Origin of the sequence: Pusillimonas caeni, from assembly GCF_003545815.1 — a bacterium.
Lineage (GTDB): Bacteria > Pseudomonadota > Gammaproteobacteria > Burkholderiales > Burkholderiaceae_B > Pusillimonas > Pusillimonas caeni.
Genome location: NZ_PDUW01000011.1, coordinates 1 through 12,168, shown reverse-complemented (window position 1 = coordinate 12,168; position 12,168 = coordinate 1). Strand labels below are relative to the sequence as shown.

Genomic DNA, 12,168 nt, shown 5'->3' with positions numbered 1-12,168 from the left:
GCACGCTGCTTCGTTGCGCCCTTGCTTGCCCGATATGGCCGAACCATGCCCAAGCCGCCTGCGCTTGCGCGCGTGCGTAACAATGTTTAGACTATTAAGCATGAAATCCCCGAGCGCCACCCCCTCTTCTATCGCCGTCGGCAGCACTGCTGCCGGCGCGGTGGCGGCTCCTTCCCAAGCCGGCGTTCGCCGCGCTCCCCTTCTCGCTCTGGCCCTATCGCTGCTGCTACCGATCGGTTGCCGGGCCTAGCGTCGTGTGGCAGTTCGGCAGCCTGTTCGCCACGCCGATATTTTCTCGTCATCAGTTTGTTCCATTCGGCCCCTTGAGCTGAAAAACGCCCATCACGAATCCGGCGCTGCAAACGATGCTCTACACCAAGAAAGAATTCCGTCAATAGGTGCTTTATGCTTTCCAATCCGTCCGATAAATATCGCCCGTTCGTTGCGTTCGACCGCGACTACGCCGAGCGCACATGGCCCAGCAAGCGCATCACCCATCCCCCCATCTGGATGAGTACCGACCTGCGCGATGGCAATCAGTCCCTCATCGAACCCATGAGCGTCGAGCGCAAGCTGCGCTTCTTCGAGCAACTGATCAAGATCGGCTTCAAGGAAATCGAGGTGGGTTTTCCCTCGGCCTCGCAGACCGATTTCGACTTCGTGCGCAAGCTGGTCGACGAAAAACGCATCCCCGACGACGTGACCATCATCGTGCTGACCCAGTCGCGCGAAGACCTCATCCAGCGCACGGTCGAGGCCGCGGCAGGCGCACACAAGGCCATCGTCCACCTCTACAACGCCTGCGCGCCCGCCTTCCGCAAGATCGTGTTCAACATGAGCAAGGACGAGGTGCGTGAACTGGCTGTGGGCGGCACCCGGATGGTCAAGCACTACACCTCGCAGCACCCCGAAACCTCGTGGCGCTACGAATATTCCCCGGAGGTCTTCAGCACGACCGAACCCGAGTTCGCGCTCGAAGTCTGCAACGCTGTGTGCGAAGCCTGGGGCCCCACCCCGCAGTCCAAGATCATCTTCAATCTGCCGGCCACCATCGAGGCCACCACGCCCAATCTGTATGCCGACCAGATTGAATGGATGCACAACAACCTGAAGCATCGCGACAGCATCGTGCTCAGCGTGCACCCGCACAACGACCGCGGCACCGCCGTCGCGGCGGCCGAATTCGCCGTCATGGCGGGCGCCGACCGCATCGAAGGCTGCCTGTTCGGCAACGGCGAGCGCACCGGCAACGTCGACCTCGTCACCTTGGCCCTCAATCTGTACACCCAGGGCATCCACCCCGGCCTGGATTTCTCGGACATCGACGAAGTGCGGCGCTGCGTCGAATACTGCAACCAGTTGCCCGTCCACCCGCGCCATCCCTATGCCGGGGATCTGGTCTTCACGGCCTTCTCGGGCTCGCACCAGGACGCCATCAAAAAGGGCTTCGCCCAGCAAAAACCCGATACGCCCTGGGAGGTGCCCTACCTGCCCATCGATCCGGCCGACCTCGGCCGCAGCTACGACGCCGTCATCCGGGTCAACAGCCAGTCGGGCAAGGGCGGCGTGTCCTACTTGCTCGAGCAGGAGCACGGCCTGGCGTTGCCGCGCCGCCTCCAGATCGAGTTCAGCCGGGCCATCCAGCGGGTATCGGACGAAACCGGCGCCGAAGTCACCTCCGGCGCGGTCTACAGCCTGTTCAGCAGCGAATACCTCGAGCTCGCTGCGCCCTGGAAGCTGGTGCGCCACCGCATCACCGGCACACCCGAGGCCAAGTCGGGCGAGCAGTTCTCGATCGAGGTCGAGCTGCAGCATCAGGGTGAAACCCGGCGCCTGACCGGCCACGGCGACGGCGCGATTTCGGCCTTCGTCAACGCGCTCGACCTGGACATCCGCATCATGGACTACCACGAGCACGCCATCGGCACCGGTACCGAGACCAAGGCGGCCTGCTACGTCGAAGTACGCGTGGGAGACTCGCCCACCGGCTTTGGCGTGGGCATCAATGCCGACATCGTCACGGCCTCGTTCCAGGCGATTCTGAGCGCGGTCAATCGCCACGCCGTGGCGCATCCCGCGCAAAAATCGCAGGCCGTGGAGGTATAGTCCCGGCGCGGCCTTCTCTACCAGGAGGGGGCCGGCTCCCAGGTGACGTCGGCCTGGTGCTGCTGCGCCAGGCGCAGCATGGCCAGCAGCGGAAACGAGCGCTGGCGGAAGCTCACCGGCTGCGAGATGGGATGCTCGCGGTCGTCGTTTTCGTCGTCGCTTTCGACGTGGTCCAGCGCGGGGCCTTCCGCAATAGCCCTTTCTATGCCGGCGATGGCGTCGGCCAGTTGTTCGCGCGTGATGACACCGCGCTCGGGCAGGGTGTCGGTGTAGGGCTTGCCGGCTGCCTTGAGGATGGGCAGGGCATGCTGGGCGAACATGAGGACTTCGGCGGCGGGCTTGGAATGAAAGACTACTAGCATGTCGGTTTTCCTCAATAGACGGACTTCTACACTACCCTAACATCAAGACCCTGCCAAGCAGCAAGATCATGGTTTATTTCGCCCCCGGAACAAGCCCATGGTCGCCCGTTTCCCGTGCATCGCCCTGCTGCATTTTGCGTGCCTCGCTCTGCTGGCGCCCACGGCCGGTGCCCTTGCCCAAGGCACCTGTTCCCCGCCCGCGCTGGGTCACCCCTGCTCGGCGGGCGGCGTGGCCACCCAGGGCGCGGCCGAACCGGACCTGAGCCTGGGCATCGGCAACCCGGTCAACCTGGCCACCGGCAACAAGCATCAGCACGAAACCGACCTTCCGGCCAATCCGTGGGCTCCGCTGCTGCAGATAGCGCGGCACTACAACTCCCTCGATCTCCGCCATGGCGCTTTCGGCCGGGGCTGGACCAGCTCGTACGACACACGCCTGTATTACGCCGGCGGCCGCTACCAGGTCGTCCAGGCCGACGGCAGCCGCATCGACTTCGGCTCCGCGGGCCAGTGGCCCCTGCGCAACCGCCACGGCCTGCTGCAAGCCGGCGCGGATCATTGGACATGGACCTGGCCCGACGGCCGCAGCCTGCGCTTCGACGCTCGGGGGCGGCTGATACGCATCGCCGCGCCGGACGGCAGCGCCGCCGACATCGTCCGCCACGCCGAGGCCGGGCTCCTGCAGGGAAGCATCGCCCGCGTCGCCGCCAGCGACGGCCGCCGGACACGCGCTACGCTGAGCTTCCGTTATCGGCGCCATGCGGGCCGTGCCTACGTCAGCGCCATCGACACCCCTTTGGGCCGATTCGATTATCGCTACGAACCCTCGGCGCAGGCCGACGGCGCCTCGCCCTTGCGCTTGACGGCCGTGCGCCGCCCCGATGGATATGAACGGCGCTATCTGCATGAAGCGGACCGGCAGTCCGGCATGCCGCATCTCGTTACCGGCATCGCCCTGGCCCCGCCGGAAGGGCCGCCTCTGCGCATGCATAGCTGGGCTTATGATGCAGAAGGCCGCGCCGTCGCTTCGGAAAAACATCATCCCCGGCATAGCGCTTATGCGCTGCGCATCTCCTATGCGCGATCGGCATCGGCCCGCCATCCGGGCCTGACGGTGGTCGAAGGCGCGGACGGCCGCCAGACCCGCTTTGAATTCGGCCCCCAGGCCGGGCGGCTGCGCCTGCTCGAGGTCTCCGGCGCACCCTGTCCCGGCTGCGCGGCACCGGGCAGCGCCGCCGGTTACGACGAACACGGCCGCCTGCAGCGGCTCAATAATGTCCGCATCCTGCGCCACGCCTCGGGCGCTGTGCGGCGCCTGGCTCCCGATGCGCCGGGCTGGCCCGGGCTGGCCTTCGAGTTCGACACGCAGGGCCGTCGCAAGGCATGGCTGACGGCATTGAGCGGCGCCGAAAATACCGTGTTCGACGACCGGGGCCGCCCTGTCCTGCGGCGCTTCGCCAACGGCGACGCATGGCGCTATCACTACGACGGGCAAGGGCGGCCGACACGGATTACGGCGCGCAACCAACGCGCCGCCCGGGCCACCCGGCTGTCCTGGGACGGCAAGCGCCTCGCGGCCATACGGCATCCGCAAGAGAACGAGTTCCGGCGCCACGACGCTCAGGGGCGCCTGATCGAGCGGCGCGTGCAGCGGCCCCTTGCCCGGATGGCGGCCACTGTCCCCGAATACGTTGAACGTTTCGAATACGATGCCCGGCACCGGCTCGCCGTCCATCATCTGCCCGAGGGCGGCGCGCTGCTTTACGACTGGAGCCCGCGGGGCAGGCTGATGCGCATAGCGTGGCTCGACACCGGGGGACACCGGCACGAAGTCATCGGCGCCTGGCCTGGCCAAGCCGGCTACCGGTATGGCAACGGCCTGGCGCTGGCGCTGCATTTCCAGGACGGCAACACCCGCGCCCTGAGCGTTCATGACGAGAGCGCAGTCTACTGGGACCATTTCCGTGCCGCCGACGCCCACGGCCGGCCGGTCCGCGAGACGGACCGCTTCCCCATGGCGCCCGGCTCCGCCCGCGGCTGGCGCTACGCCTACGACGGCCAGTCCCGCCTGGCCATCGCGGTCGCCGCGCCCACGCAAGGCATTGCAGCTTCCACCTTCCCCGCCCCCGCTCCACTCGCCCCCTCTCTTCCCTCCGCCTCCGATGCAAATGCTTCCCCACATGGTTCGTCCTTTTCAGCGGATGCCCATGCCGCTACGGTTTCGGAACACTGGCATGCCTGGCTGCCCGATGGCTCGGCAGCCGCCTTGCGGCTGAATGGCGACGATGCCAAGCCGCACATCGAGCGCGATGCCAGCGGCCTGCCCCTGCGAGTGGATGGATTCGATTTGGAATACGGGCCCCAGCGCCGCCTGGAGCAGCTGCGGCGCGACGGAAATATTCTGGCGCGCTATCGGCACAACGCCTTCGGGCACCGCATCGAAGCCGACTCCCCGAACGAGTATGCGCAGTACTTCTACCTGGACAATCGCCTCGTCGCCGAATCGCGCCAACCCGGCAAGCCGGCGTCGCGCCCGGACGGCCGGCTGGTCACCCGCCGCTACATCCATGCGGGCGATGCCATCGTGGGCATGATCGACTACTCGAGCGAGGCGCCCTCGGGCGCCCTGTATGCCGTTCATGCAGACCTGCTTGGCGCGCCACGCATGGTGACCGATGCCCAGCGGCGCATACGCTGGCTGGCCCGCGTCACGCCTTTCGGCGCGGCCCAACGGGTGGCGGGCGACCTGGAATTCGATCTGCGGCTGCCCGGCCAGATCGCCGACGCCGTCACAGGCTGGCACGACAACCTGCTGCGCACCTACCATCCGCGCTGGGGCCAATATCTGGAACCCGACCCGCTGGGACCGCTGCCCGGCACCCAGGCGCTGGGCTACGCCGACCAGCAGCCCAGGCGCTACATCGACCCCATGGGCCTGCTGCTGTTCGCCTTCGACGGAACGCGCCAGAATGCCCGGAACCGCAGCAATGTCTGGCTTTTCGGCCAGCACTATCAGGACGGCTCCGTGTTTTACCATTCGGGGCCCGGCAATCCTTATTATCTGGATATGGACGCCGTGGCCGCCCATACCGCCTCCCAGACCATCGAAACCCAGTGGCAGCATCTGCTCAACGCCTTGCATGCCGCCACGCTGCGTCCGGACCACACCGTTCCCATCGACATCATCGGCTATTCGCGCGGCGCGGCGCTGGCCCGGCACTTCGGCCTGGGCGGTGCGCTCGACACCCAATACGATTTCAGCATTTCAGCCGCCTGGGCCTGGGTGGCCCACGCCGTGGCGCTGCACGAAAGGCGCTGGCTGTTTCCTTTGCTTGCCGCCACGCGCGATGCGGCCGACAACGTCGTCGAAGCGCCTTTCGTGGGGGCGCATGCCGACATCGGCGGCGGCGTGCCTCTGGGCCAAAAGCCTTCGGCCGAAACGCACGGCGATCTGTCCGACGTCGCCTTGAACTGGATGCTGTGGCAGGCCCGGGCGGCGTCCGTGCCGCTGACCAGGCTCGCCGCCGAGCAGGCCGTGGTCAGCCGCCCGGTCCTGCACGACCCGCGCTCGTCTCTGGCGCGCAGCGTGCAAGAGGGCGACCGCCGCGTCGACGGGCCCGACGGACGCAAGCAGTACGACTATCAGGACGACCATCATCGCCTGGGCCGGGCCCAGCGCCAGGCCACCGAAGCCTTGATAAACCGCTACGAGGACTGGCGCCGCAGCGGTTCGAGCGAGGTCGGCACGGTCGACCTGGACGCCTATGCACGCTGGCTTTACGATGAACTGGGATGGCATGCCGCGCCCCGGCAGGGCCCGCCGGAGCCCGAAAAGTCGGCTGCATGATCATGCAAAAACCCGGCCGTCAACGCGCGCCGCGCAATCGGGACAATTGCCGGCGCACCCGCCCGGACGGGCTGAAGGGCCACGGCCACGAAAATCACGCTATGATTTAAGTCTTTACGCGCATTGCAATGGGCCGCTGGTTCCAGCCAGTGCGCATTTCCTAATCATATAAATCAACGGTAGAGACGACTGCTCGGGAGTCCTGCGCTCTCCACACGCCGAGCCGCCCCCCAAGGCGGCGATGCCTCATCAGTCGCCTATATCTCGAACCTTCTATGCTTTCTGGGCAACAACAGCAACTCATCTCCCTCATTCGCTCCGCGATCGAGCCCATCGTTCCGGACGCCTCGCCCGCCATCCTGCTGGAGCGGCCCAAGGTCGCCAGCCACGGCGACGTCGCCACCAATATCGCCATGCAGCTGGCCAAGGCGGCCCGCCGCAATCCGCGCGAACTCGCCGAGCAGATCGTGCAGGCGCTCACGGCCCAGCCCGGCGCCGCCGACCTCGTCGCCTCGGCCGAAGTGGCCGGGCCCGGCTTCATCAATCTGCGCCTGACGGCCGCCGCCCATCAGGCGGTGCTCGACGCCATCCAGAAAGAAGGCGGCCGCTTCGGCATGCAGCCGGCCCGCAATGAAAAAATGCTGGTCGAGTTCGTCTCGGCCAACCCCACCGGCCCGCTGCACGTGGGGCATGCGCGCCAGGCGGCCCTGGGCGATTCGCTGTGCCGCCTCCTTGCCGCCCAGGGCTACGACGTCACCCGCGAGTTCTATTACAACGACGCGGGCAACCAGATCGACAACCTGGCCATCAGCGTCCAGGCCCGGGCCAAGGGCATCGCGCCGGACGCGCCCGAGTTCCCCGCCGACGGCTACAAGGGCGACTACATCCTCGACATCGCACGCGACTTTGCCGCCAAGGCCACCGTGCAGGCCGCCGACGGCGACTCGGTGACGGCCAGCGGCAACCTCGACAGCCTGGACGACATCCGCCGCTTCGCGGTCGCCTATCTGCGCCGCGAGCAAGACCTCGACCTGCAGGCTTTCGGCCTGAAGTTCGACAACTTCTATCTTGAAAGCTCGCTCTACACCAGCGGGCGGGTCGAAGAAACCGTCCAGGCCCTGACCCGGGCGGGACACACCTATGAGCAGGACGGCGCGCTGTGGCTGCGCACGACCGAGCTGGGCACGGGCGACGACAAGGACCGCGTCATGCGCAAGTCCGAAGGCGGCTACACCTATTTCGTGCCCGACGTCGCCTACCACGTGGCCAAGTGGCAGCGGGGCTTCCACCATGCCGTCAACATCCAGGGCAGCGACCACCACGGCACCATCGCGCGCGTGCGCGCCGGCCTGCAGGGCCTGAACCTGGGCATACCCAAGGAATTCCCCGCCTACATCCTGCACAAGATGGTCAAGGTGATGCGCAACGGCGCCGAGGTCAAGATCTCCAAGCGCGCCGGCAGCTACGTCACCATGCGCGACCTCATCGATTGGGTGGGGCAGGACGCCGTGCGCTTCTTTCTGGTGCAGCGGCGCGCCGATTCCGAATTCGTTTTCGATATCGACCTGGCGTTGTCCAAAAGCGAAGAAAACCCGGTTTACTATATTCAGTATGCGCATGCACGCATTTGTTCGATGCTGGCCCAGTCGCCCGAACCGCAGGCCCGCCTCGATCAGGCCGACTCGGCGCGCCTGACCGCGCCCACCGAAATCGCCCTGCTGCAGCGCCTGGCCGAGTATCCCGCCGTCGTCGCGCAGGCGGCTCAAGAGCTCGCTCCGCATCATGTGGCGTTTTGGCTGCGCGACTGCGCCTCCGACTTCCACACCTGGTATAACTGCGAGCGGGTGCTGGTGGACGACGAGGCGCTCAAGCTGGCGCGGCTGCGGCTGGCCCGGGCCACGCGGCAGGTATTGGCCGGCGGGCTGCAACTACTGGGGGTCTCGGCTCCTGAAAGGATGTAATCGCTGATATGGCACGTCGCAAATCATCCGGCTCGAAATCCGGCGGCAGCACCCTTTTCGGCCTGCTGGCCGGGCTCATCATCGGCCTCGCCGCCGCGGCGGCGGTCGCGTACTTCGTCACCCAGGTGCCCATGCCCTTCGTCGACAAGGCCAGCCGCGACCCCGCCAATATCCTTCTGCCGGACGTGCGCGATGCCCCCGACCCCAATCTAGGACTGTACGGCCAAGGCGGGGGGGCGGGCAGCGCGGCGAACGGGCCCACCGTGACCCCGCCCACGCCGCTGCCCGGCACCCCGCCCAGCCAGGCGCGCGGCTCGATGTCGGACGAGATCGGCGCCCTGCTCGAGACACTGAGCACGCCCGAGCCCGGCACCCCGCCCAAACCCGCGCCGCCGGCCCAGGCCGAGAAAAAGCAGGCGCCGTCGGCCGCCGACATCGCAGCCACCACGCAAACCACCTACTACCTGCAGGCGGGCGCTTTCCGTTCCGGCAACGACGCCGAGGCGGTCAAGGCGCAAATCCTCATGATGGGCCTGCCGGTGCAGGTTCAGCAGGCCCAGGTCAATGGTTCCACCATCCATCGCGTGCGGGTCGGCCCGTTCAAGGGCATAGACGAAATGAACCGCTCGCGCGTGCGCCTGGGCGAGGCCAAGATCGAGTCGTCCGTCGTACGCCCTTGATGCCGGCTTGAACTTGGCGCCCTTTTTTCGGTCTCAAAGCTCACCTTCGTTCAGGATAACCACACATGTCGCTCAAAACTTTTTTTTCCCGCGCCCTGGCCGCAACGACGATAGGCGCGGCCGCTTTCATGGCCCCGGCCGCCCTGGCGCAGTCGGCGTCCCACACTGTCGTCGATCCCGCCCAGCCTTCCGACACGGCCGGCAAGACCGAAGTGCTGGAGTTCTTCGCCTATAGCTGCCCGCACTGCGCCAGCATGGAGCCCCTGGTCGAAAAATGGGCCCAGTCCCTGCCCGAAGACACGGTGCTCAAGCGCGTGCCGGTTGCTTTCAACGCCAGCATGGTCGACCTGCAGAAGCTGTACTATTCGCTCGAGAGCCTGGGCCGCCTCGACTTGCATCCCGCCGTCTTCAAGGCCATACACCAAGAACGCAAGCGCATCTACACCCAGGACGCCATCATCGACTGGGTGGCCGAGCAAGGCGTCGACAAGGCCAAGTTCGAATCGGTCTTCAAGTCGTTCGGCATCCAGACCAAGATCGCCCGCGCCAACGAACTGACCGATACCTACGGTATCCAGGGCACGCCCAGCCTGGCGGTTGGCGGCAAGTACGTGGTGTCGCCTTCCATGACGGGCAGCTATCAGGGCGCTATCGACGAAGCGCAGCGCCTGCTGGAAGGCATGAAGAAATAAGCACGACGGAATTCTGGCCCCCGGCAAGGGGGCAATCCGGCAAAATGCTTCAGCGGGCCGCCTGAAATGCCTGATCCAGGTCGGCCATGAGGTCCTGCGGGGCCTCCAGGCCGATGTGCAGGCGCACCACCGAGCGGTCCGCTTCGCCGTCGGCCCAGTAGCCATGAACAGCCAGGGCCGAGGGCTCGACCAGTTGGACCAGGCTTTCGAAGCCCCCCCACGAATACCCGATGCTGAACAGCCGCAGGCTGTCGACGAAACGGCGCGCCCGGGCCTCGTCCAGCGCGAGCTCGACGGCCAGCATGCCGTTCGAACCCTGGCAGTCGCGCTTCCATAGGGCATGGCCCGGGTCGTCGGGAAAGGCCGGGTGGAACAGGCGCAGTGTTTCGGGCCGCGCGGCCAGGTAGCGGCATATCTCGAGCGCATTGGCGGCATGCTGGCGCATGCGCAGCGGCAGGGTGCGCACCCCGCGCAGCGCCAGCCAGGCATCGTCGGCGCTGACCGAATAGCCCATGGCGTAGTGGGTTTCATTGATGCGGCGGACGAGGTCCGGATCCTTGGCCATGACCGCGCCCAGCATCAGGTCGGAATGCCCGCCGATGTACTTGGTGCCCGCCACCACGGAGACGTCGGCCCCCAGATGCAGGGGCTTGTAGACATAGCCCGCCCCCCAGGTATTGTCGTCCACCAGCACCAGTCCGTGCCGGCGCGCGAATTCCGCCAGAGCCGGGACGTCCAGCATCTCGAACAGCAGCGAACCCGGCGATTCGATATACAGCATGCGCGTGTTGGGCTGCAGCTGGGCCTCGAGCGCCTCGGGCGTGGCGCGGCAGTAGCTGACCTCGATGCCCAGCCGGCCCAGAACGATCTTGTCCAGGTAGTGCACCGGGCCGTAGACGCAATCGGCCACCAGGACGTGGTCGCCGGCATTCAGCAGGGCGAGAAAGGCCAGCGTGATGCCCGACAGGCCGGAGGGCGCCAGAAATGCCCGTTGGGCGCCCTCGAGGTCGCAGAACACCTGCTCCAGGGCCGCATGCGTGTCCATGCCGGCCCTTCCGTAGGTGGCGGCGCGCTCGCCGCGCGACTTTTCGGCTATGGCCCTGTCCAGGGCGTCCATGTTGGCAAAGCGCACCGTGCTGGTCCGCATGGACGGCAGCGCCACCGGGGCGGACTGGGTTTTGGGATTAAACTCGGCGATGCCCGAGTGCAACAACAGGGTATCGATGTGCGACGGAGTGCTGGCCATGGTTTTTCGAGGTGTTTGCTCTGTACGCCTAAAGCTACCACATAATCCGCCCGTTCCATGCTCACTTACCAGATCGCCCTTTCTTTCTTCGGTATCGCTATTCTGCTGGCCCTTGCTCCGGGGCCCGACAATCTGTTCGTGCTGATGCAGGCGGCGCTGTGGGGCAAGGCTGCGGGCATGGTGGTGGTGCTGGGCCTGTGCACGGGGCTGATCGGCCATACGGTGGCCGTGGCGGTCGGCCTGGCGGCGGTGTTCGCCACGTCGGAGACGGCCTTCATGGTGCTGAAGCTGGCGGGGGCGGCCTATCTGCTGTATCTGGCCTGGGGGGCTTTCCGGGCGCCGGCCATGGCGGCGACGGACGCGGGCAAGGCGCCGCGGCTGCCTTACGGCACGCTGTATCGGCGGGGCATCATCATGAATCTGACGAATCCGAAGGTGTCGCTGTTCTTTCTGGCCTTCCTGCCGCAGTTCACTACGCCCACGCGGGGCTCGGTGGCGCTGCAGACGGTGAGCCTGGGGGCGCTGTTCATGCTGGCGACGCTGCTGGTGTTCGGCGCCATCGCTTTCTTTTCGGGCGCCTTCGGACAGATGCTGCAGAGGTCGGTGCGGGCGCAGCAGTGGCTGAATCGGGTCGCGGGGGTTGTCTTTGTGGGGCTGGCGCTGCGGCTGGTGTTTTCGCAGCGGTGAAATTTTTCGCTGCCGGGTCGCTCTAGACTCTAGACTATTGCTAGCGCCGCTCTTGGGTTAGCGTTCTTGCGTTAGTTTCGTATCTGGGTTCTTGAGCGCCGCCGAGGGCGAGGCTGTTTAGGCCGGGCGGTCGGGCGGTCCGAGGCAGCGCCCTCCAACGCCCGGCCTAAACAGCCTCGCCCCCGACGGCTTGCATTGGCGGCTGGCCATGGACGGGGAGAGCCCCGGATCCCCAGCCCACCATGGAGAGGGCGGAATCTCGAATCTGCGGCTCACACGGATGTGGCGACGCCGATAGATATTCGCGGACTGCCGACATCCCCTATCGCAGCAAAAGAACTTCGGCTTGTATGGCTTGCCCAAACATCAGCCGCTGGAGCGGGGAGTATTTGCGCCGGGCGTTGGAGGGCGCTGCCTCGGACTGTCGTGGTCTAATTTTGGTGGACACTGAGATAGGTGGATCACTAGGAGATCATCATGTCCCAAGACAGAAGGCGGGTGTTTACGACGGACTTCAAGCTCGAAGCGGTACGGATGGTCAGAGACCGAGGCTATAGCGTGTCTGAGGTCTGTGAGTCGGTGGGGGT

At 66.2% G+C, this 12,168-nt stretch carries 9 protein-coding genes; 7 read left to right on the top strand and 2 right to left on the bottom strand.

The features are described 5' to 3' along the window. The first annotated feature begins 405 nt into the window (after positions 1–405). Complete coding sequence (leuA, locus tag CSC67_RS19000; RefSeq protein WP_118996038.1) at positions 406–2,106, top strand: 2-isopropylmalate synthase; 1,701 nt, start codon at positions 406–408, stop codon at positions 2,104–2,106. A gap of 17 nt (positions 2,107–2,123) precedes the next feature. On the opposite strand, the gene CSC67_RS18995 is transcribed toward leuA, so the two are convergent. Further along, positions 2,124–2,468 carry a DUF1840 domain-containing protein gene (locus CSC67_RS18995; RefSeq protein WP_118996037.1) on the bottom strand — a complete coding sequence of 115 codons (345 nt, stop codon included), beginning with the start codon at positions 2,466–2,468 and terminating at the stop codon, positions 2,124–2,126. 97 nt (positions 2,469–2,565) lie between these two features. Here CSC67_RS18995 and CSC67_RS18990 point away from each other — a divergent pair, with 97 nt between their 5' ends. The 4 genes from CSC67_RS18990 to CSC67_RS18975 all read left to right on the top strand — a co-directional run bounded on the left by CSC67_RS18990 (position 2,566) and on the right by CSC67_RS18975 (position 9,648). Beyond that, positions 2,566–6,315, top strand: coding sequence for a DUF6531 domain-containing protein (locus tag CSC67_RS18990; protein ID WP_118996036.1), 3,750 nt, complete (start codon positions 2,566–2,568; stop codon positions 6,313–6,315). Between the two features lie 275 nt (positions 6,316–6,590). Further along, positions 6,591–8,276, top strand: coding sequence for an arginine--tRNA ligase (gene argS / locus CSC67_RS18985; RefSeq protein WP_118996035.1), 1,686 nt, complete (start codon positions 6,591–6,593; stop codon positions 8,274–8,276). Between the two features lie 8 nt (positions 8,277–8,284). Then, positions 8,285–8,956, top strand: coding sequence for an SPOR domain-containing protein (locus CSC67_RS18980; RefSeq protein ID WP_118996034.1), 672 nt, complete (start codon positions 8,285–8,287; stop codon positions 8,954–8,956). Between the two features lie 65 nt (positions 8,957–9,021). Next, positions 9,022–9,648, top strand: coding sequence for a thiol:disulfide interchange protein DsbA/DsbL (locus CSC67_RS18975; protein ID WP_118996033.1), 627 nt, complete (start codon positions 9,022–9,024; stop codon positions 9,646–9,648). Positions 9,649–9,697: 49 nt separating this feature from the next. On the opposite strand, the gene metC is transcribed toward CSC67_RS18975, so the two are convergent. Then, positions 9,698–10,894: a cystathionine beta-lyase gene (gene metC, locus CSC67_RS18970; protein WP_118996032.1), complete on the bottom strand. Its 1,197-nt coding sequence runs from the start codon at positions 10,892–10,894 to the stop codon at positions 9,698–9,700. A gap of 57 nt (positions 10,895–10,951) precedes the next feature. Between metC and CSC67_RS18965 the strand changes: the two genes are divergently transcribed. Both CSC67_RS18965 and CSC67_RS21785 read left to right on the top strand, forming a co-directional pair. Next, positions 10,952–11,581: a LysE family translocator gene (locus tag CSC67_RS18965; RefSeq protein ID WP_118996031.1), complete on the top strand. Its 630-nt coding sequence runs from the start codon at positions 10,952–10,954 to the stop codon at positions 11,579–11,581. A gap of 477 nt (positions 11,582–12,058) precedes the next feature. Next, positions 12,059–12,168: transposase (locus tag CSC67_RS21785; protein WP_135227482.1), on the top strand; the 110-nt coding region annotated here is incomplete at its 3' end.

Excerpts from the sequence above, each read along its gene's own strand:
- CSC67_RS18975 (WP_118996033.1), top strand. The coding sequence starts at position 9,022 with ATGTCGCTCAAAACTTTTTTTTCCCGCGCCCTGGCCGCAACGACGATA.
- CSC67_RS18965 (WP_118996031.1), top strand. The coding sequence starts at position 10,952 with ATGCTCACTTACCAGATCGCCCTTTCTTTCTTCGGTATCGCTATTCTG.
- metC (WP_118996032.1), bottom strand. The coding sequence starts at position 10,894 with ATGGCCAGCACTCCGTCGCACATCGATACCCTGTTGTTGCACTCGGGC.
- argS (WP_118996035.1), top strand. The coding sequence starts at position 6,591 with ATGCTTTCTGGGCAACAACAGCAACTCATCTCCCTCATTCGCTCCGCG.
- CSC67_RS18995 (WP_118996037.1), bottom strand. The coding sequence starts at position 2,468 with ATGCTAGTAGTCTTTCATTCCAAGCCCGCCGCCGAAGTCCTCATGTTC.
- CSC67_RS18990 (WP_118996036.1), top strand. The coding sequence starts at position 2,566 with ATGGTCGCCCGTTTCCCGTGCATCGCCCTGCTGCATTTTGCGTGCCTC.
- CSC67_RS18980 (WP_118996034.1), top strand. The coding sequence starts at position 8,285 with ATGGCACGTCGCAAATCATCCGGCTCGAAATCCGGCGGCAGCACCCTT.
- leuA (WP_118996038.1), top strand. The coding sequence starts at position 406 with ATGCTTTCCAATCCGTCCGATAAATATCGCCCGTTCGTTGCGTTCGAC.